Origin of the sequence: Almyronema sp., assembly GCF_052168255.1 — a bacterium.
GTDB classification, from domain to species: Bacteria; Cyanobacteriota; Cyanobacteriia; order Phormidesmidales; family Phormidesmidaceae; genus Sphaerothrix; species Sphaerothrix epifaneia.
The window spans coordinates 12639-32408 of the sequence record NZ_JBQLZL010000106.1 but is presented as its reverse complement, the minus strand read 5'-3'; the positions used below and the strand labels follow the sequence as shown (position 1 = coordinate 32408).

At 49.8% G+C, this 19770-nt stretch carries 15 protein-coding genes and 1 riboswitch; of the genes, 8 read left to right on the top strand and 7 right to left on the bottom strand.

Translation table 11 applies throughout. The annotated features are described in order from the left end of the window. Positions 1-187: 187 nt before the first annotated feature. Positions 188-1126 (bottom strand): LysR family transcriptional regulator, encoded by a 939-nt coding sequence (locus ACTS3T_RS22340; RefSeq protein ID WP_377967302.1) that lies wholly within the window; start codon positions 1124-1126, stop codon positions 188-190. A gap of 168 nt (positions 1127-1294) precedes the next feature. On the opposite strand from ACTS3T_RS22340, the gene ACTS3T_RS22335 reads away from it, so the two are divergent. After that, a complete protein-coding gene (locus ACTS3T_RS22335; RefSeq protein ID WP_377967300.1) occupies positions 1295-1960 on the top strand; it encodes a type 1 glutamine amidotransferase domain-containing protein in 666 nt (221 codons plus the stop codon). 41 nt (positions 1961-2001) lie between these two features. Further along, complete coding sequence (locus ACTS3T_RS22330; protein WP_377967298.1) at positions 2002-2874, top strand: SDR family oxidoreductase; 873 nt, start codon at positions 2002-2004, stop codon at positions 2872-2874. Between the two features lie 477 nt (positions 2875-3351). Here ACTS3T_RS22330 and ACTS3T_RS22325 read toward each other — a convergent pair whose 3' ends face one another. Continuing rightward, on the bottom strand, positions 3352-3492 hold the full coding sequence (locus ACTS3T_RS22325) for a hypothetical protein (RefSeq protein ID WP_377967296.1): 141 nt from the start codon (positions 3490-3492) through the stop codon (positions 3352-3354). Here ACTS3T_RS22325 and ACTS3T_RS22320 point away from each other — a divergent pair. Together ACTS3T_RS22320 and ACTS3T_RS22315 are read left to right on the top strand one after the other, a co-directional pair. Continuing rightward, positions 3483-4457, top strand: a complete 975-nt coding sequence (locus ACTS3T_RS22320; protein ID WP_377967294.1) for a sodium-dependent bicarbonate transport family permease — start codon at positions 3483-3485, stop codon at positions 4455-4457. The two genes, ACTS3T_RS22325 and ACTS3T_RS22320, sit on opposite strands and share 10 nt — an antisense overlap. Positions 4458-4585: 128 nt before the next feature. Next, entirely contained in the window at positions 4586-4906 is a 321-nt protein-coding gene (locus ACTS3T_RS22315) for a P-II family nitrogen regulator (protein ID WP_377967292.1), read from the top strand. Positions 4907-4938: 32 nt separating this feature from the next. Here the strand turns inward: ACTS3T_RS22315 and ACTS3T_RS22310 are convergent, their stop codons facing one another. Further along, positions 4939-5895 (bottom strand): isopenicillin N synthase family dioxygenase, encoded by a 957-nt coding sequence (locus ACTS3T_RS22310; RefSeq protein WP_377967290.1) that lies wholly within the window; start codon positions 5893-5895, stop codon positions 4939-4941. 37 nt (positions 5896-5932) lie between these two features. Beyond that, positions 5933-7240, bottom strand: coding sequence for an MFS transporter (locus ACTS3T_RS22305; protein ID WP_377967288.1), 1308 nt, complete (start codon positions 7238-7240; stop codon positions 5933-5935). A 162-nt stretch (positions 7241-7402) separates the two neighbouring features. Between ACTS3T_RS22305 and ACTS3T_RS22300 the strand changes: the two genes are divergently transcribed. After that, positions 7403-9667 (top strand): protelomerase family protein, encoded by a 2265-nt coding sequence (locus tag ACTS3T_RS22300; protein WP_377967286.1) that lies wholly within the window; start codon positions 7403-7405, stop codon positions 9665-9667. Here ACTS3T_RS22300 and ACTS3T_RS22295 read toward each other — a convergent pair. The 3 genes from ACTS3T_RS22295 to ACTS3T_RS22285 all read right to left on the bottom strand — a co-directional run bounded on the left by ACTS3T_RS22295 (position 9630) and on the right by ACTS3T_RS22285 (position 14807). Continuing rightward, complete coding sequence (locus ACTS3T_RS22295) at positions 9630-11933, bottom strand: ATP-binding protein (protein ID WP_377967326.1); 2304 nt, start codon at positions 11931-11933, stop codon at positions 9630-9632. The genes ACTS3T_RS22300 and ACTS3T_RS22295 overlap by 38 nt on opposite strands. Positions 11934-12222: 289 nt before the next feature. Further along, complete coding sequence (locus ACTS3T_RS22290; protein WP_377967284.1) at positions 12223-13833, bottom strand: pyridoxal phosphate-dependent decarboxylase family protein; 1611 nt, start codon at positions 13831-13833, stop codon at positions 12223-12225. A gap of 68 nt (positions 13834-13901) precedes the next feature. Then, positions 13902-14807 carry a class I SAM-dependent methyltransferase gene (locus tag ACTS3T_RS22285; RefSeq protein WP_377967282.1) on the bottom strand — a complete coding sequence of 302 codons (906 nt, stop codon included), beginning with the start codon at positions 14805-14807 and terminating at the stop codon, positions 13902-13904. Positions 14808-16367: 1560 nt separating this feature from the next. Continuing rightward, positions 16368-16517, top strand: a riboswitch (cyclic di-AMP (ydaO/yuaA leader). Between the two features lie 166 nt (positions 16518-16683). Between ACTS3T_RS22285 and ntrB the strand changes: the two genes are divergently transcribed. From ntrB to ACTS3T_RS22270, 3 genes are read left to right on the top strand one after another with little or no spacing between them, the layout of a single operon-like run. Next, positions 16684-17475 carry a nitrate ABC transporter permease gene (gene ntrB, locus ACTS3T_RS22280; protein WP_462935784.1) on the top strand — a complete coding sequence of 264 codons (792 nt, stop codon included), beginning with the start codon at positions 16684-16686 and terminating at the stop codon, positions 17473-17475. A gap of 33 nt (positions 17476-17508) precedes the next feature. Further along, the gene (locus ACTS3T_RS22275; protein ID WP_377967278.1) at positions 17509-18879 is read left to right on the top strand and encodes a CmpA/NrtA family ABC transporter substrate-binding protein; all 1371 of its coding nucleotides are present in this window, start codon (positions 17509-17511) and stop codon (positions 18877-18879) included. Between the two features lie 36 nt (positions 18880-18915). Continuing rightward, on the top strand, positions 18916-19743 hold the full coding sequence (locus tag ACTS3T_RS22270; RefSeq protein ID WP_377967276.1) for an ABC transporter ATP-binding protein: 828 nt from the start codon (positions 18916-18918) through the stop codon (positions 19741-19743). Positions 19744-19770: the final 27 nt, after the last annotated feature.

Sequence of the window (19770 nt, the reverse complement as noted above, 5' to 3'; positions counted from 1 at the left end):
TCTGCATACGTTTCGTCAGTCTCATCTGTACCTTTCTTTTGAAGAATCGGTATTAGGCAAAACAGGGGGCTTAACGATTTAATCCGACAAGGTGGGGTCATTTGTCGGCAACGAAGGCAAGAAGTAAGAGATTTGGCGATCGCTTGTCAGTTCTCGTCGTTGGGGGGGTGGCCGAAAACGACGGTCATCACTGCCGCCTGTCTGTCGGCAATGTGCTGTGAACAAACTTTTGGCTAACCTGCTCGACTTGAGTACGCAACCAAGCTTGGTCAGGGTGATTTTGGCTGCTTTGGTGCCATCGCATAGAAACGGAAAAGCCTGTTAAATTTACCGGAGGTGGCAGAAGTTTGAGCGCCTGCATGGGGGCAAAGCTTTCTGCAACGCGTTTGGCTAGCGTAGCAATGAGATCGGTTTGAGCCAGAATAAACGGAGCCACTAAGAAATGCGGTACAGAAACCGCAATGTGGCGCGTCAGCCCTTGTTGGCTCAAAATATGGTCAATTCTGCCGGATCGATCGCCGGCAATAGAAACCAGCAAGTGATCTGCCTCGATGTATTGCTGAATAGAAATTTCGCTATCTATGTGCGGATGGCCTTGCCGACAAACGCAGGCAAAGGTTTCTTCAAACAGCTTTTGTGAGTTGTGCCACGCTACCTTTTCAGGAAACACGCCACAAACCAAATCGACTTTGCCGTCATCTAGTAGCTTTAAAAGCCAACTGCGTTCGCCAGTTCTGACTTGAATCGCTATTTTGGCAGCTTCAGACTTAATCGCTTTGAGCAGGTCTGGCAGCAGTAAAAAGGCGGTGTAGTCGCTCAGACCCAGAGAAAAAACGCGATCGCTAGTTGCTGGGTCAAACGACGTTGTTTGTGCCAGCGCTGTCTCAATTTGCTGGAGAGCGGGCTGAATTTGTTTTGCTAAAGCAATGGCAACAGGGGTCGGGCGAAAGGTGCCGCCAGCTCGAATGAATAGATCATCTTGCGTCAGTTTTCTCAACCGAGCCAGGGCATTACTGGTAGCGGGTTGACTCAAACCAACTCGCTCACTGGCGCGGGTGAGATGCTGCTCAGCCATCAAAGCATCAAACACAACCAACAAGTTCAGATCCCAGCTAGCAATATTCATTGGGTGAATTTAGTTTATACAAAATATCCATGGCAAGAATATAGCTCATTGCCGACAATAAGAAGGGTTTGAGCCATCGACCCCAAGATTAAACGTTCAAAATGCGAGGTGCCTGACTTGACTAAGCATATTTTGATGATTGTTTCGAACCCTGCTGTTTCTACGACTATGGGTTGGCCTGTAGGGTTTTGGGCCGCAGAGTTAATCCATCCCTACGATGTGTTTATAAAAGCTGGCTGCCAGGTAACGATTGCCAGTCCGGCAGGGGGTCAAGTAGAGTTCGATGCGCTGAGCGATCCGCGTGACGAGTCAGGATATGCCAAAGACGATCAACTGTCGCTGCAATACATCAGACAGCCAGACTTTATGCAGCTTTTAGAAAATACGCCAGCGATCGCTGAACTCGCGCTTGACGACTTTGACGCAGTGGTTGTTTGTGGCGGTCAAGGGCCAATGTTTACCTTTCGCCAAAATTCTGCATTAGCGGAGTTGTTTGTGCGGTTTTATCAGGCCAATAAACCAAGCGCGGCTCTTTGCCATGGCACTTGCCTGCTACTTGAAACCAAGCTAGAGAATGGCGACTACCTGATTCAAGACAAGACAATGACTGGCTTTGCCAATAGCGAGGAAGACTACGCCGATCAAAGCGTAGGCAAAAAGATGATGCCCTTTCGCATTGAAGATGAGGCCAGACGGCTAGGTGCCAACTTTGTTACGGCAGAACCCTTTGCTGCCTATGCTACTCAAGACGGCAATCTCATCACCGGGCAACAGCAAAATTCGGGTACCCAAACTGCAGAACTGGTTTTGGCGGCGCTTGGCATCGACAAGTGAATTCAGTTTCATTGATCCATCAAACATGACTGGGAGAAACAATGGTTAACAGCAGCACAATCCTGATTGCGGGTGCAACGGGCACCAACGGGCGACTCTTAACGGCTCGACTAGCTGCCGCCGGACAGACGGTACGGGCACTCGTGCGCAACAGCCAATCGGCTCAGTCTTTAGCCCAACCGAATGTTCAGCTATTTGAGGGCGATCTCAACAACCCGGCCTCTCTAGAAGCCGCATTTGAAAATGTTGAACGTGCCTTTATTGCAATGGCGATTGTACCTAACACGGTCGAACTGTTTCAAAACTTTTTCGAAGCGGCTAAAAACACAACTGACGTTCACATCGTCAAATTTTCTGCCTTAGGGGCGGGTGACAAAGCTAAATCAGTCATTCAACAGCAGCACACGCAAAGCGACAACGCATTAATGGCATTAGGGTTGCCTTACACCATTCTGCGGCCAAACTCGTTTTACCAAAATATGCTTTGGTCAGCCCCTTCTATTCAAACAACTGGGCAGTTTTATCTTCCCTTTGGCGAGGCTAAACAGTCGCTGGTAGATGTGCGCGATTTGGTAGAAGTGGCTTTTCAAGCTTTGATGACAACCGAACATCAGGGGAAAGTTTACGAACTCACTGGCCCAGAAGCCTGCTCGTATTATGATGTCGCTCAACAGCTCAGTACCACAATTGGCAAAGCGGTCACATACGTCCCTATCCCTAATGAGGCGGCTTTGCAAGGCATGCTAGATTCCGGTATGCCGGAGTGGACAGCTAAAGCGATCGCAGAACTGTATAGCGTATTTGCAACGGGCGAGTTTGCACAGACGAATGACACTATCCAAACGATTACGGGCAAACCAGCCACATCGTTTGCTACGTGGGCTGCGGAAAACAAAGCTGCCTTTGCTGAGTAACCTCCCTTTTTAACTGGCTTGATGTTTTTACGGGAGCAGCATTCTGCTGGGTTATGACTGCAAGCCGCTGACAGCAAAGCTTTCCTTCTACAGGCCGCCACTGCAGAAGGAAAGCTTTTTTGTAAACGGCTTTTGATCCCTTGAGCGCTTTCACCTTAGGCGCTAAAGCTGTCCCCCTTGGTGGGTGCCAATTAAGCCTGTCTGCACTTGCTTGGAAACTGGAGCCATCGCTGGGGTCTAACCGCAGCAGGTTAGGGGCAAAGCAGTCTCGGCTGCGGTTTTGCTGTTCTACTTCCGCTAGACTTGAACCGCCCTCTATGTTTAACATTTACTTTGCTAACAACTGGCCACAAGCGACTAGAAGGCTGCCTAGCGCCACAGGTCGAGGGCATCGGCTGTTGGCCTAGCTGCGATCGCGCAGGTAGGCTGAGGGCAACTGATAAACGCTATCTCCCTACTGCTGTTTGCATGGGTTCTTTAGGTGGCCTCTAGCGGCGCGGCCTCGCGATTCTCTAGAAGCTTAAGCCGCCGGAGGGTGGTTTGATCGTTGATGACTCGCTGGCGGCAGTGGGTCGGTTCGTGTACTGCATCCCTAAGGTCAATGGCATATGGACTCAAGCTTAATTCTGTCGAATTTACTCAATCCTCCGATTATCTTTTTCTTTATGGGCATGTTTGCGGTTTTTCTCAAATCTGATTTAGAAATTCCCCAGCCGCTACCCAAGCTATTTTCTCTGTATTTGCTATTTGCAATTGGCTTCAAAGGCGGACACGAAATTCATGAGAGCGGTATTGACGGAGAAGTTGCCCTGACGCTGATCCTAGCAATGGTATTGGCCGCCATTGTGCCGATTTATTCCTTTTTTATTTTGAAGCTAAAGCTAGATGTCTACAACGCCGCCGCGATCGCAGCGGCCTATGGCTCCATCAGCGCCGTTACCTTTGTAACCGCTAGCTCTTTTTTAAACCGTTTGGAAATTGCCTATGGCGGGCACATGGTTGCAGCGCTAGCCCTGATGGAATCTCCTGCGATTGTCATTGGTATTTTGCTGGTGCGCCTTTTTGCCCGCGATCACCGCACCCATGAACGCATCGCCTGGAAAGAGATTTTGCGAGAAGCCTGTCTAAACGGTTCGGTCTTTTTGCTCATTGCCAGCCTCATTGCTGGCATTATTACCAGCCAAGAAGGTTGGGAAAGTTTGGAGCCGTTTACGGGCGAGATCTTCTATGGGGTTTTGACTTTTTTCTTGCTGGATATGGGATTGGTCGCGGCTCGCCAGTTTAACGATCTGCGGCGGGGCGGTTCGTTTTTGCTGGGCTTTTCTATCTTGATGCCGCTTTTTAATGCTTTGCTGGGGATTGCGATCGCGGCTTTAATTGGCATGTCAGCCGGAAATGCGCTGCTATTTTCGGTGCTGACCGCTAGTGCCTCTTATATTGCTGTTCCCGCCGCGATGCGATTGACCGTACCCGAAGCCAAACCCAGTCTCTATATTTCGATGGCCTTAGCGCTGACTTTTCCCTTCAACATCATTTTGGGCATCCCTGTCTATATGGCCATTATCAACCACTTTTGGGCTTAGGGCGTTGGTGGCCAATGAGCTAGGCTGGTCTGCACAAACGGCTTGTTAAGAGAGTGCCGCTAATTTTCGGCCTCGGCGTCTTCTCTGCTTAGGCTAGTGTCATCACTTTTTGGGAGAATCCTGATTGTATGCATCCGGTCAAACGTATTGAAATTATTGCCAGCTCTATGGAGCAGCGTAAAATCGTAGATTGTTTAGAGAAATGTCAGGTCAATGGCTATAGCGTCATTCGCGATGTAACGGGTCGCAGCGATCGCGGCGTAGTCTCCGACGATTTTGACCTGGCCGGGTCTACCCTCAGCAACATCTATATTATTTCCTTTTGCGGTGCTGACCAGGCCAAAGCGGTGGTAGCGCAACTGCGCCCCATCCTCAACCAGTATGGCGGAACTTGCTATCTTTCCGATGCTATGGAAATTCGCTCCATGAACTGTGTCTCTACTATTTAAGGTGGGCTGCTAGGTTTGGCTTTGGGCAAGGGTTAATAAGTTGCCCGCAAACGGCTCAGCAAATAGTCACCTGAAGTAATAGGCGCATAGCGCGGCGGGTTATCTGGGCTTTGGCAACTGGGCAGACAGCGAATTTCAGCCGTCGCATCGGGCTGGCAGAAAAAGGCGATCGAGTAGCGATCGCGCAGCGCGGCGTCTCCTTCAGGAATGACGACCCGGTGTTGAGTAGAGCGAAAAATATCGTTGCTCCATCGCTGGGTCAAGTCTCCGGTGTTGACTAAAATAGCGGCGTCAATAGCGGGGGCTGACAGCCATTCGCCAGCGGCGGTTTGCACTTCTAGCCCTCCGACTTGATCTTGAAACAGCAGCGTTAGGCTACCGTAGTCGGAATGGGCACCCGCGCGAAGTTGTCCGGGTTGGGGCGGAGTCGTCAACGGCGGATAGTGTAACAGCCGCAGGGTAAATTCCTGGTTTTGGTGCTGACGGGCGATCGCGTCTTCTGGCAAGTTCAAGGCGATGGCAAAGGCGCGAAACAGGTGATTGGCCGTGGCCGTACAGTCTTGAAAAAAGCGGCTCAAGGTGGTGCGAAAGGCAGGTAAGCCAGCGGGCCAATCGTCAAGCAGGGCGGACTGCGTAGCCGTTGGCGGGGGCGGCGCGGCTACGTCCCGGCTCAAATTTAGCGCTTCTTTCAAGTCGCCGGGTTGAGTTTCGTCTAGCCGTTCTCGTTCAACGCCGATATAACCTTGATTGCTAAATTCATTTGCCCAGGCCGATTGCTGTTTGGCCGCAGTGGGCAAAGCAAAAAAAGCCTGTGACTGCTGAAAAGCCTGCGCGATCGCCTCGGCGGCAATGCCGTGGTTAACCACATAAAAAAAGCCGACCTGATGACAGGCTTGATAAATGGCTTGTGCCACCTGCTGCTGTCCGGCAGGCTCTCCCTGGCAAAAAGGGGCAAAATCAATGATGGGCAAATCGCGGGCTACAGGCATTGGTTGAGCTTCTCTATTTTTGATAACTCCATCCTAATTAAGCCTCCCCTGCTGGTTCTACCCCGTCTACCGCTGCCGCTGGCGCTGCTAACTGCTGGCGCAGCCGCAAAAGCAAACCACCTGCGATCGCCGCACTGCCCACCAGCATCAGCCAAAAGTTCAGACCGATCTGGTTCGGCTGATCTAGCGCCCAGCCCCCCACCGCTGGCCCCACCAAAAAGCCAATCGCCCAGCACTCAGACTCTAGGGAAAAATAGACGCCCCGCAGCCGCTCAGGTGCCAGATTGCCCACCAACGCCGAAGCCGAAGGCGCATAGAGAATTTCAGCAAAGGCCACGCTAGCAAAAGCCACCAAAACTACCCCCAGCGAATTAACAGACACGACGCCTGCCAGCCAGATGAAGCAAAAGCTGATGCTCCATAGCCCCAGAGAACCGAGCAAAATATTGACCTGAGGCACTGCCCGCAGCCAGCGCGTAATTGGCAGTTGCAGCCCAATTTTGAGCAGCGCATGCCAAACAAAAAAGTAGCTAATGACCTGTTCAGAAAAGCCTGTTTCTGTGTTGCCACCGGGCAAAAAATTAGCCAAATAGAGGGGCAGCGTACTGCTCAGTTGAGCCGCGTAGGTCGTAAAAAACAGGTTAGCCAGCAGATAGGTGATGAAGCAGCGATCGCGCAGAGCCGCTGCCCAGTTTTGCCACAGGTGGGGCGAGGGCGGGTGACGGGGATGGGTTTCAGCGATCGCGCCAAAAATCACTAAAGCAAACACCAAATAGGCCAACCCCTTGCAAATAAACAAAACCGGGTAGTCACCCCCCCAGGCAATGTATTGACCAGCGATAAAAGCCCCCAACCCCAAGCCTAAATTATCGGCTAGGCGAGTTAACGCCATGGCCTCGGTGAGATGTGCGGCAGGGGTTAAATCCGTGGTCACGGCTAAGGTAGCAGGCCAGTATAAACTAATGCCCAACCCCAGCAGCAAATTGCCCGCTACCAGCAACGCAAAAGTACTGGCAAAGGCTAAACAAAAGCTGCCTAAAGCAGCGATCGCTGCCGCTACCAGCAAAGTGACACGGCGACCAAAGCGAGGCGAATCAATGGCATTACCCGCCCAAAATCGCCCCAATGTACCAGAAATACCGCCGCTACCCAAAGCTAAGCCCACCTGAGTCGGAGAAAAGCCGAGCGTGTTGACAAAATAGATAGCAGCATAAACCAGGGTGAACCCCTGGCCAATAAACAGCAGCAGTTGCCCCGCTGCTAAAATCCAAACTTCTCGTTTTAACTCTGGCAGCCAAGCCAGAAACTTCAGCGGTGGCTGGTGGGATGGCTCGGTTTGGCCCATAAAACTGATGATTTACTTAGGTTAGCGCTTTAAACCATTATGGGCATAGCCGATAAGAGCCGCCGTCTCGAAGTGAATGTACAATTGTTAATGGCATGCGGTTGTACGTTTACAACGAATGTACGCCTGACTGGATTGAGCTGACCTAGATTAGGATACTCTATGTCCCTGGCTACTCGTCATGACCTTACTCGATCTGAAATTGTCGATCGCTTTCGTCAGCGAATTCAGGCTGAGCGGCGAATTCGCCTCTCGCGCGATGAGCTAGGGCAACTGGCGCTGCACTTTTTAGAGCGGCTGATACAGTTGCAGCAGCAAGGCCAAGACTCAGAAGCCGCGATCGCCGCTTTGGCAGCAGCCGAAATTGCCCTCTTGGAAGAAGGCTATCCGCAACAATCGATTAGCAGTCAGTATCTTTCTACTTACCGCAAGCTGATTGGAGACGCGATCGCCAGCGGGCAGTTACTGCTGACGGAGCAAAATTCTTACCTCAAGCCCTGGCAAAAGCTGGACGGTTCTGATGCGGGTCTGAGCCGCGAACATTATGCCCTCAAGCATCTCAAATACGATTTAGCAACCTACCAGACGCTGCGGCAATCGACTACAGCCAACAACAACAAGCGGCAAGACAACCTACAGGTGATTCCGCTACAGCGCTATCTTGACCAGGTGATGCAGTTGTTACAGCAGGATGACGAACGGCTGTTGGCGATCGCGATCGCCGCTTTGACCGGGCGCAGACATACCGAAGTCATCAGCAAAGGGGTGTTTGAGCAAACCCCATACCCTTATGCGCTGCACTTTAGCGGCCAGCAAAAAAAAGCAGAATCGCTATCGTTTGATATTTTGACGCTTGTGCCCGCTCAAACGGTTTTGGCCGCGATTGAACGCTTTAGATCGCTGGCGGCGATCGCCCCTTTAGTCGCCGCCAGTGCTGGTCACGATGATCCGCGCATTGATGCTTTCAATACGCGGGTGAACCGTCAGGTGAGAAAATATTTTCAAGAAACGGGCATTGTGCCTGTTCCCGATGGCTTTAAGTCAGTGTCGATTCATCGGCTGCGGGGCATCTATGGGGCGATCGCCATTCACTATTTCTGTCCAGAATGGAAGCATGAGCATCGCTTTCTGCAGCACTACCTGGGTCATGTCGTAGAGGGCACGATCACGCCTAATTCGAGAGCGACCGACCATTACTTTCACTACCGACTGGCCAAAGCCGATGGCTCATTAATTACTGTCCGGGGTCTGAAAATTCCAGCCAATGGTTTGCCTCCTTTGCCGGAGGCCGCCGATAACCGCTCGATGGAGGTGCAAGCAATGACAGCAACAGGGCAAGAAAAGACGGCAACTGCGATCGCGGCTAAAAAAGCGGCTCAGCTTGCCCAAGCCAGAGGGTTAGCCGATGTTGATGCCGATACTTTAGAAAGCTGGAAGCGGCAGCGCGGTATCAACAATCGTTTTTGGTCGTTGCGCGATCGCTACGGTATTAGCTTTGACTTCAAAACCTCTACCTGGCTAGACCTGTGGCAGGGCGCAACGACGCAAGCTGCTAAAACTGCCGCCCCGTCTCCAACCTCATCAACCGCCTCAACCGCCTCATCACGGCCTGAAGCAGACCGCCACCAACGGCAACCCCAACCGCCCTCTACTCGGCAGTCTAATCAGCCGTCTGCACAAGAGTCACCCTTGACCCAAGCAGACCTAGCGTCCCTGCAACGGTGGGCGGCTCAACAGGGGCTATCGCCAGCTAGTCCGGCTGAGGCGTTGCGAACCTTACTCAATCAAGCCCAGCCAGCGCCCCCTCCAGAGCCGCCGGGGGCTGAAACGCTGGCCGCGATCGCGCACCAAGCCTCGACAATGGCTTGGCTCACCCAAGAAGTCGAAACCCTACGGACAGAAAACAGCCAGCTCAAAACCCAACTGCAACAAGCCAGTACCGACTCAGCCCAGGTGCAGCGCCTCACCCAGCAGCTAACCACCCTCCAGCAAGAAAAAGCCCAACTGCAGCAGCAGCTACAGCAGTTTGAAGCCATCCGGCAGGCTCTCTTAGGCGGTATTGACCCCGTGTCGCCGCCAGTAGTGGTAACCTCGACTCCCCCCTTGCCTGCATCGCCGCCGCCTGCCACCCGAACCGGGCGCGGACGCAAAGCAGGCAGCGCCAAAGAGCGAGCCAAAGCAATTTTTGAGACGATTGCACTGTGGAATCAGCAGCATCCAGAAGCGGCTTGGGCGGTCAACGCCAGTTTGCTAGAACGCGAGTTTGGCATCAACCGCAAGGCAGCCAAAGACTTTGAGGCAGAACGACAGCCAGAAATCGATCGCCTGCATCAGCTAGCCGCAATCGAAAACCCCTCTACTCACAATCGGGGAAAAGATGTTGAGGTACTCAAAGCGTTTGTGCAGAAGCATTTAGAGCCAGAGTAGGGCTAGGCTCACTGGAGCTTGCAGCGCTGACGGGGGCTTCTTGCGGCGGATGTACCCAGCAATTGGGCAATTGAATCACAAATTCGCTGCCTTGGCCGACGGTAGATTGACAGGTAAGTGAACCGCCGTGGCGCTCAGTAACAATTTGATGGCTGATAGATAGCCCTAAGCCTGTCCCCTGACCGGGGGGTTTTGTGGTGAAGAAAGGATCGAAAAGCTTTGCCTGAATCTCAGCCGGAATGCCAGGGCCATTGTCGATAATATGAATGGCAACGCCTTCTGGCTGGCTCAACTGGGTAACAATTCGAATGGTAGGCGGTTCGGAGTCGGCGGCTTGATCGGCTTGAGCTAGTTTTTCGTCTAGGGCGTCAATGGCATTGGTGAGCAAGTTCATAAAAACCTGATTGAGCTGCCCAGGACAGCAGTTAATTTTGGGCAGGTTTCCATATGCTTTGACGATTTCAACGCCCGCCTGATCAGGTTTGCCCTTCAGCCGATTGTGCAAAATCATCAGGGTACTTTCAATGCCTTCATGAACATCGACCTCCTTGAAGTCGGCTTCGTCTAAGCGCGAAAAGTTGCGCAGAGAAGTCACAATTTCACGAATGCGAGTAGCCCCAAAGCTCATCGACGAGAGAAGCTGGAGCAGGTCTTCTTGAATAAATTCCAGGTCAATGGCTTCAATGCGATCGCGAATTTCGCCCGGTGGGTGCGGCAAAGCGTTTTGATAGAGATCAATCAGGGCTAGCAGGTCTTGCGCGTATTCTTTGGCGGGGGCAATGTTGCCATAGATAAAATTGACGGGATTGTTAATTTCGTGAGCCACCCCAGCGACTAACTGACCCAGCGATGACATTTTCTCGGTTTGTACCAGTTGAGCTTGCGTGCGTCGCAGTTCTCGCAGCGTTTGCTGCAAATCAGCCGTTCGCTCTTCAACCCGCTGTTCTAGCTCGTCGTTGCTTTTTTCTAGGGCGTGGTTAGCCGCGGCTAACGCCTGATTGGTAGACTCTAGCTTACGGAAGGAATGTCTGAGCTGTCCGGCCATGCGATTAAAAGCCGAACCTAACGTTTCTAGCTCTTGAATACCCTGCACCTCCACTTTTTGGTCTAGCTCTCCTTGGGAAAGCTGCTCACTAGCATTCATAAGTTGCGTAATTGGCCGAGTGACCCAACGCGATGTCAAAATGCCAATGCCAATGGCAACTACCAGACCCGCCAGACTCAGCAACACCGTATTGCGAGCATTGGCTTGGAGCTGAGCCATAAAGTCTGATTCCGGCAGCGTGGTGACTACCAGCCAATCTAGGCCAAATTCATCTTGCCAGGGCATTATCTGAGCAAAATAATTTTCTCCTTCTGCCCAAAACTGAAACTTTTTGACGTTTTGAATAGATTGAAAGTCGGGGTATTGCTGCTGCAAGTAACTGGCTGTGAGTTGAATCGTGGCGTCTTCGCTTTCCCAAGCCGGAATTTGCTCAGCTTCTCCGGCGGCAATCGTGTAAGTGGGCGTATCGCTAGAGTTGCCTACGAGCAAGCCGTCTCGCTGCATAATAAACACCCGCCCTCTGGGGCTCACTTCGATATTGTGCAGAAAGTCGTTCAAATCGCTCAGCAGGTAGTCTACTAGTAAAACAGCCTGCAACTGTTGGTTTTGGTCATAGACGGGACGGGCGGCGGTTGCTGAAATATAGCCGTCAAACCCTTCTGTTACATAGATATCAGTCCAGACGGCTTTGCCCGCTGCGGCTCCTTTTTCGTACCATTCGTCGCTGAGGGGGTCGTAGTCTAGGGTTTCCACAATTTCGGTTCGGTTGCCTTGCTCATCGGTGGCATAGGCGTAGTCGTTGCCCGTGGCGACGCCTTGAAAAATGACTACGTCTTGACCCTCAATCCAGCGACCGGCTCCGGCTTCTTCCCCCGTCGGTAGGGCGTAGCCAATGTAGCTGGTGTTTTTAAAGAGCTTGGCTTGCTTCCAAAAATAGTGGCCTGTGGCTTCTAAATCGTTGAGGTTTAAGAGTCCTTGTTCAATTAAGTCAACGTTGATCTGGTTGATTTGCTGGGCAATTCCCAGATGGCGATCGAGATCGCGCTCAACCCGATTACTGACTTCTGACTCTAGCTGCTGCGCTAGATCGGCGACGGTTTCCTGACCGTTTCTAAAAGAGAGGTAGCCAATCAAACCTGCGATCGCAAAGGTTTGCAGCGTAAATGGCACAATCAGGACAAGCCGTAGAGGACATTTTTTCAGCGATTTGAAGTTGGGCACCGTAGTCAATACTTTTTTAGGGAACAGCTTTTGGCTTAGCATTCCCCAGAATTTTTCAATTCTTTGATTGGTAAATCTTCAATATAGTTCTGTAAAGTTGATAACGCTTTGACCCTAATTTTACAACGCCGATCGACGCTGATTTGAGGGCGAATCTGAGCTTGGCAAGCTGTTGGATTCCTTAAAACCCAGGGCTGTCAGGGTTTGAGCGATCGCCAAGGAAGCGGTATGCAGCAGCCTGTACTGACGTATCCTAATTCAGCAGCTTTTGGTCAACCGGGTAGCAAGGCTATGCGGCTTCACGCTGGTTTGAAGCGATCGCGGGCATTTCCCAGGTAAACTCCTGCAGAGTACAAAGGGACTCTTCCCAGCCTAATCGGGTGTGAAGCACCTGACTGGCAGCTTGCTGAATATCCTTTAGCCCTTGCTGTAGATTAACGGCTGTGGTTCGAAAGGACAGAATCGCCATGCGGATAGCGAATTCTCCCGGCTGTTGCCCTTTGAAAGGCGTCAGTAAAATGTTGCCGCGTTCGTTGATAGCATCTAGCAAGGCGCGGTTTAAGTCGTCAAGGTCTTGAGCCGTCAGTTTGGCGGCGTCAGGCTGCAATTTAAAGGCCAGAATAGACAATTGCGGCTCAGCAACCAGTTGCATGTGGGGCATATTTGACAACTGGGTGGCTGCCCAACGGGCTAAATCGAGCTTGTCATCTAGCTGCGATCGAAAAGGCTGCACACCCAACAGTTTGAGCGGTAGCCAGAGCCTCAGTCCGCGAAAATCGCGGGTTAGTTCCGGCGAAAGATAAAGCATATCTTCCTCCAGCGGGGATGTTTCCTGACTGCGAGCGGGCATGTAGGAGCCAGTAAAGTCGAAAGCCCGCTGCAAGCTGGTTCGATCCCTGACCAAGAGCGCCCCGGTACCGTAGGGCAAAAATAAAGACTTGTGCGGATCTAAGACAATAGAATCTGCTTGCTCAATTCCTCGTAGCAGTCGCTGCCCTCGTTGGGTCAGCTTGAAAAAGCCGCCATAGGCTGCATCTACATGAAACCAGGTTCGGTAAGTGCGGGCTAAGCGACCCATTTCTAGCAAATTATCGATCGCCCCTGTGTTGGTTGTGCCTGCATTGGCTGCAATCAAAAAAGGCTGATAGCCAGCAGCAATATCCTGTTGTAGCGTCGCTTCCAGGATATCTAGACGCAGGCGAAACTGATCGTCTACGGGAATTTGGCGCAGATTTTGCCGGGGCAAACCACAAATCGCCAAGCCTTTTTCCAGACAGTAATGGGCTTGCTCACTCACATACACCGTCCCTTGCAACCAGGCGGTAGGTGGCTGATCAGCAAAGTGCTGCTGGCGGGCAGCATGCAAAGCCGTCAAAGTGGCAATAGAGCCACCTGAGGTAAAAAGGCCACCTGCGGTTGCGGGCAAGTCCATGAGGTTGCACAACCACTGTACGGCTTGGGCTTCGATCGCAGCTAGCCCCGGTGCAGCCATAAAGATGGGCACATAGCGATTCAGCGATAGGGCAATAAAGTCTGCTAGGGCGGCGTGAAACAACCCGCCGCTGGGAATAAATCCCAGGTAGCCACCACCATTGGTATTTAAGCTGTGGGGAGCCAGTTGCTCAAAGAGGTCTTGTAGCAGGGCTTCTACGTTGGTAGTGCCTTGTTCGGGTAGGGGTTCTTGCAGTGAGCGTGCTAGCGCGATCGCGGCTTCTGTATCTGAGTGGCGATCGCGCTGGTGCAGCCATTGATAGCCAGAACCCGCCAGGGGCAACTGATCGGGGTTGGCTTGAACTGACACGATGTACTTCATCACCGTGTTAACCAGTTCGTACATCTCTGCGGCTGTGGGCTGTAAAGAGGGGGAAGGGGGGGAGGTAGCCTGAGCAACAAAATTCATAACCAATAGCGCTGAGTAAAGAGGGGATGGGCGTTCTCTGGAAGCACAGCTTAAAGTCTACTAAGTTTTTAAACTTTACCAAAAGAAATTAGCCAGACTTCTTCGGGAAAATGGAAAGTGGAATCCCAAACTAAAGAATTTAGATAAGCATTCATCGCTGGATTTTGCCAAAGTTCTTGCAACCCTATCTGACCGACAGAATCTTCTACTTCTACAGTATCATCGCGATTGAAAGAGTTGATAGTTGCCTCATTTAAGATGTAATGTTCAACCGCTGCCATATTATGCAGGGGGATACATTCGTCGTAACTGATTACCTGTACTTGAGGCTCAATCCCTAACGTTTTTAGCGCGGCTATAATATCTTCTGCGGCTGTAAAGCCCGTGCCTTGATCTTGACCAAAAGCAGCTCGATAGCGATCGTAAAAGTTGATATAGAAAGCCCGGTGGCTGGCTTGAGCAATTAAACAGCGGCCATCTTGATGTAAGGAATGATTGATTTTAGCCAAAATAGAACCTAAATCGGTTTTTGGCATGGCATAAAAGCCATGCATTGACCAGATGCAGTCATATGTATCGGGTTCTAAGGCAGCTTGTTGAACCGGAGCTAAATGTTGTGTCCCTAGCTTAAAAGGATAGCGAACTTTTTGGGTAGCTTGGATGAGGGCACTTTCGCAGCAATCTAGCAGGTCATATCGAATATTAAGAGGTAAAGAAGTGGTCAACTGAGGGCTAACGTATTGCAAAAAGGTTTGCAACCACCGCCCTGTGCCACAAGCTAAGTCTAAAACTTTTAAGATAGGCGTGCCTGTGCGCTGAAAAGAGCGGTGGTAGGCTGATTCAGTAAACGTTTTCCAATCAAATTGCTGAGCAATCTGGCGATAATCATCTACTGGAATCGTGTCTTCGTGGATTTTAAAGGCACGATTTTTTGCGGTCAATTCGCTTTTTTTAACTGCCAATGAGTCAACCATGAAGATACCTAAAGGTCAAAAGTTTACAGGAATAAGATTTAATTAATTTTTGGCGATCGCTGCAATAGATAGCATTCAATATTGGTTTTTGTCAATATTGCATCTTTCTAAAGCTTTGGTTGTTTGACCTAATGGCGATCGCCCAACGAGAATTTGGCTATCAAAAAGTTGCTAGCTTTGTCTTCAATAGCCAAGCTTTAGTAATTGCTACCTTTGTAGCGGCTAGAAATTTTAGTAGAAAAAATCTGAAATGAAATGCTGCCGTTAAGGATCTCAGCTTTCAGCTTGCAATTCTAAAAAAACTGCCGCTCACTGCTAAAAGGTTGAATTCAAGTCAAATTTGATCCGGATGGGAAGGAAAATATCATTCTTAATTTAGAGGCAGGTGAATGAAAGCATCTCAGTTTGATAGCCGTTGTCCATCTTCCCTAAAAAGAGAGAATTAAAATTTCAGCACTCTTCTGACTTGAAAAGAAGAGGATGCCAGATAAAATTCACTCTTGAATGTGAACGGCTAAAAGCGAGATTAACTCAAATTAAGCTCCTCTCATTTAAATATTTGCTTTGCCAAAGCAAATGCCACTATCTTCTTAGCAATGAATCTAAACTCATTGCCAAAAGAGCGTTTATCCGCTCAACAAAAGCTCTAATCCTTTTTATTGAATGATAGGTACTCCTTGCCGATAAAGGCCAAAATCTTAGCTATTAGCGAGATTTTTAGCCTAAAAACTAGCTAATGCTTCTCTAAACTTGTTCTGTTATATCGGCAATTTCTACAGTCTGTCAATATGAAATTTCAGAAAAGTCAGAAACCTTTCCGTAAATACCTCGTCTGTCTAGAGGCAGCGCTTTTGTGATCTGCCTTTTCGGTTGTTCTTAAAATTATAATTTGAGCGAAATTTATAAATTTTTGGTAAACGCAAGCGTATTTTTCGGGAACTTGAAATTAGCTCAAAAATAATTTTGCGTAAATTTACTGTTGAAGATAGAAAAGATAAGCTAAAAGCGATTAAAGCTTTTGCCTCATTTAACAAATTTGACTGCGATATGAACGAACTGAAAAGTAGTTAAAAACTTTTTTCCAACGCTAAAACTTATTAGGACGTTGGCTCCTAAAGTAAAGACAAAGGTGCTCTTCAACCTGTTAGCAAATACTGTTTGAGTAGCGCTTAGCTACAACCGGGCGAAGTCGAGAAGGGGCGATCGCCTGTGACCCATTCGCTCACGGCTGCTTCATAAGGGTTGGCCTCAAGATTGAGCCAACAAGCTCTGGCAGGTCGCCTACAGATCCTAAGCAAGAGCGACCCCGGTGAAGCGTTTAACCAACTTTCTACCTTGAGGGGAAGTTCTAAAAGGGTTACTCCGTACGGCAAAGGCTACTCGAACCCGTTTTAAGAATACTCAGACGCCCATTTTACCGTCGAGGGCTAGGGAGGTGAGGGTAGCCAAATCTAGTCCAGGCGACTTTTCAAACATCCGCTGAAATTGATTGTTGATTTAGAGGCTTGGTGTTAGCATACGATGAACTGAGAAAGTCAGCTTAGTTAAAGCGCTAGTCTTACCTCATTTTTGCCATGATTGAGCAGCGCTTTAAGCGGGGGAACCAAGCTCTTTTGAGCATAGGGGCGAATTTTCAGCGTGACACTCTGAAAAAGGGCATCTCTCAGCCCTAGCCCGTCAGCTAACCTCGTCGGCATTGGGAGAAGACTGTGACAAGGCGATCGCTATAGGTCAAATCGATTTACTCTTTTTGACAGATAGTGCCAACTCAACAGGATTCTTATTTGGACACTCAGTAACCACCGTCCAATTTGAATGAAGGTACTATCAAAATATGATTTTGATCAGTTTGGCTGCAAACGTCAAAATCCTTGCCATGAAACCGCTTCGTGGCCTAACGAAAGCTGAGTTTTTAATGCCTCTTTTGGGCTTTACCGGGCTAATTGCAGTTTGGTGGCTTGTGGCTCTGCTGCGTCCAGAATTGATGCCCACTCCGCCTCAAGCACTGGTCGAAAACTTAGACTATATCTTACATCCCTTTTATCGCAGAGGTCCTGGCGATATCGGTTTGGGCTGGCTGTTGCTTGCCAGTCTACAGCGAGTCATCGTCGGCTTTTTAATTGGAGCTACCGTAGCAATTCCAATTGGTTTTTTAATTGGGATGTCGAGAATGGCAATGCTGGCGATTAATCCCGTAATTCAGGTACTCAAGCCCGTTTCTCCCTTGGCTTGGCTGCCGATCGCCTTGGCCATTTTTAACGTCGCCAATCCCTCCGCGATTTTCGTCATTTTTATTACCTCTTTGTGGTCAACTATCATCAATACCGCTCTGGGTGTGGCTAGTGTGCCAAAAGATTACTTAAACGTGGCGCAAATGCTAGAGATGCCCGTTTGGAAAAAAGTGGTCAAGATCATTTTGCCAGCGAGTTTGCCCTACATCTTTACGGGTCTACGAATTAGTTTGGGGATTGCTTGGCTGGTAATTGTGGCAGTAGAAATGCTGACAGGCGGAATAGGCATTGGCTTTTTTGTTTGGGATGAATGGAGCCGTCTAAATTTAAGCTCTGTGTTTTTGGCCGTATTTGTTATTGGCCTGACCGGATTGGTGCTCGATTACCTGCTGAGCCAAATAGAAAGCCGAGTCACTCACCGAACAGCTCGGTCTTAGTCACCCTTCAATAAAACTGCCATGAATAAAAAGATGAAACGTAGAGCCTTTCTGCAAGGCTTGACGGCTGGGGTATCAACCCTGACGCTAGCTCACTACGGGAACAAAGCTAGGGCTGCAGAAGCGTCAGACAGCGAACCTTTGATCAACCCTAAAAGTCTAGAAAAACCCAATTTGACGATTGGATATGTGCCAGTGAATGACTGTGCCCCGTTTGCCGTAGCCTACCAGAAAAGGCTTTTTCATAAGTATGGCTTGAACGTTACGCTTAGCCGAGAAGCTAGCTGGGCCAACTCTCGCGACGGTGTGATTTTTGGTCGCCTCGATGCGGCTCCGGTGGTTTCCGGTGCGGTGATGAACGCTAGAGTAGGGGCTGAAGGGGCGCGGCAGGCTCCCCTCTGTGCGGCGATGACCATTCACCGTCATGGCAACGCCATGACCATGAGCAAAGAACTTTGGCAAAGGGGTCTGCGACCCTGGCAAGATTATCAAGGCGATCTCGACGCCTTTGGCCGAGACTTTCACAACTATTTCAGCGATGCTCCGTCCTATAAGCGATCGCTGGCTGTTGTTTTAAGCTCTGCTATCTATGAGTACTTCGTTCGCTACCTGATTGCGGCCACCGGGTTAGACCCAGTCAAGGAGTTTCGCATTATCATCACGCCGCCGCCACAAATGGTCACCAACATGCGCATTGGTGCCATGCAAGCCTACATGGTGGCCGAACCTTGGAACACTAGAGCCATCTCTGATCATGAAGGAATTGGCTTCACCTTTGCCCAAGGACGAGAAATTTGGCGCGGGCATCCCGATCGCGTGCTTGCCGTCATGGAGTCGTTCATTGACGAAAATCCCAAGACATACCGCGCCTTGGTCAAGGCAATGATTGAAGCTTGCCAGTATTGCAGTCAGCCAGACAATAGAGCTGAAGTGGCTGAAATCATTTCGCAGCGATCCTACACAGGCGCAGACCCCAGTATCACAAACGCTGGGATTGTCGGCAAGTACAACTACGGTGGTTTTGACAATCGAGAACGCATCGTTGAAAGTTTGGCAACCACTCTATTCTTTGACCTGCCGCCTGAGGTGTCTCGCGTGCCGAATGATCACTCAACCTTCTTATGGCAGTCGCAAAATCTTTGGTTGATGACTCAGGCAGCCCGCTGGCAGCAAATTGAAACGTTTCCTCAAAAGGCCGAACAGATTGCAAAAGCTGCTTGGCGTACTGATCTCTACCGTGAGATTGCCCAGGAAATGAATATTCTCTGTCCAGCAGAAGATTTTAAGACTGAGCCAGCCGACGCCTTTATTGATAGTAAGGCGTTTGATCCTAGCGATCCGGTTGGCTATCTCAAAAGCTTCAAAATTCGAGCAAATGCACCTCGTACGTTCTTTGTTTCTTAAAACGCGATCGCCTAACCTTTTACCCCAGAGTTTTCAATGAATTACACCGCTAGTATTACCCGAAACAGAACGGCATTTGACGACCCTCAAAATGACTTTCTCGTTATTAATAACTTAGTAAAATCTTTTACTAACCCTGAGGGCAGAGAAACCGTTATTCTTGATGACATCAGCTTGACCATTGGCGAGAAAGAATATATTTCAGTTATTGGTCACTCTGGCTGTGGCAAGTCTACTTTGCTAAAAATTATTGCTGGGCTAGATCGTCCCACGTCAGGACGGGTGACCTTAGAAGGAAAAGAAATTCGTAAACCTGGTGCCGAAAGGATGATGGTTTTTCAAAACTATGCTCTTTTACCGTGGTTAACCGTCAAAGACAACATTCGTCTAGCCGTAGATCAAGTGTTTAAATCGGCTAGTCGTGCTGACAAAATCAGCTCTATCAACCAACACCTGGCTATGGTCAATCTAACGGAGGCCGCAGACAAATACCCTGACGAAATTTCGGGTGGGATGAAACAGCGAGTAGGGATTGCGCGGGCACTGATTACTCGCCCTAAAATGCTGCTAATGGATGAACCGTTTGGGGCGTTAGATGCATTGACCAAACGCAAATTACAGGCGCAGGTATTAAAAATTTGGGAGAGCCACCGCCAAGCGGTGATGATGATTACTCACGATGTTGATGAGGCAATTTATATGTCCGATCGGATTATTTTGCTAACCAATGGCCCCCAGGCAAAAATTGGCCAAATTATCAAAGTTCCCTTTGCTCATCCGCGCGATCGCCATGCTATTCAAGCATCCAAAGAATATGCTGAAATCCGCAATCAAGCACTGGATTTTTTAGAGCGCTATCAGTAAGCGACCTTTTTCAGCAGGCTTTAGTTA

Excerpts from the sequence above, each read along its gene's own strand:
- ACTS3T_RS22340 (WP_377967302.1), bottom strand. The coding sequence starts at position 1,126 with ATGAATATTGCTAGCTGGGATCTGAACTTGTTGGTTGTGTTTGATGCT.
- ACTS3T_RS22335 (WP_377967300.1), top strand. The coding sequence starts at position 1,295 with ATGGGTTGGCCTGTAGGGTTTTGGGCCGCAGAGTTAATCCATCCCTAC.
- ACTS3T_RS22330 (WP_377967298.1), top strand. The coding sequence starts at position 2,002 with ATGGTTAACAGCAGCACAATCCTGATTGCGGGTGCAACGGGCACCAAC.
- ACTS3T_RS22320 (WP_377967294.1), top strand. The coding sequence starts at position 3,483 with ATGGACTCAAGCTTAATTCTGTCGAATTTACTCAATCCTCCGATTATC.
- ACTS3T_RS22315 (WP_377967292.1), top strand. The coding sequence starts at position 4,586 with ATGCATCCGGTCAAACGTATTGAAATTATTGCCAGCTCTATGGAGCAG.
- ACTS3T_RS22310 (WP_377967290.1), bottom strand. The coding sequence starts at position 5,895 with ATGCCTGTAGCCCGCGATTTGCCCATCATTGATTTTGCCCCTTTTTGC.
- ACTS3T_RS22305 (WP_377967288.1), bottom strand. The coding sequence starts at position 7,240 with ATGGGCCAAACCGAGCCATCCCACCAGCCACCGCTGAAGTTTCTGGCT.
- ACTS3T_RS22300 (WP_377967286.1), top strand. The coding sequence starts at position 7,403 with ATGTCCCTGGCTACTCGTCATGACCTTACTCGATCTGAAATTGTCGAT.
- ACTS3T_RS22290 (WP_377967284.1), bottom strand. The coding sequence starts at position 13,833 with ATGAATTTTGTTGCTCAGGCTACCTCCCCCCCTTCCCCCTCTTTACAG.
- ACTS3T_RS22285 (WP_377967282.1), bottom strand. The coding sequence starts at position 14,807 with ATGGTTGACTCATTGGCAGTTAAAAAAAGCGAATTGACCGCAAAAAAT.
- ntrB (WP_462935784.1), top strand. The coding sequence starts at position 16,684 with ATGAAACCGCTTCGTGGCCTAACGAAAGCTGAGTTTTTAATGCCTCTT.
- ACTS3T_RS22275 (WP_377967278.1), top strand. The coding sequence starts at position 17,509 with ATGAAACGTAGAGCCTTTCTGCAAGGCTTGACGGCTGGGGTATCAACC.
- ACTS3T_RS22270 (WP_377967276.1), top strand. The coding sequence starts at position 18,916 with ATGAATTACACCGCTAGTATTACCCGAAACAGAACGGCATTTGACGAC.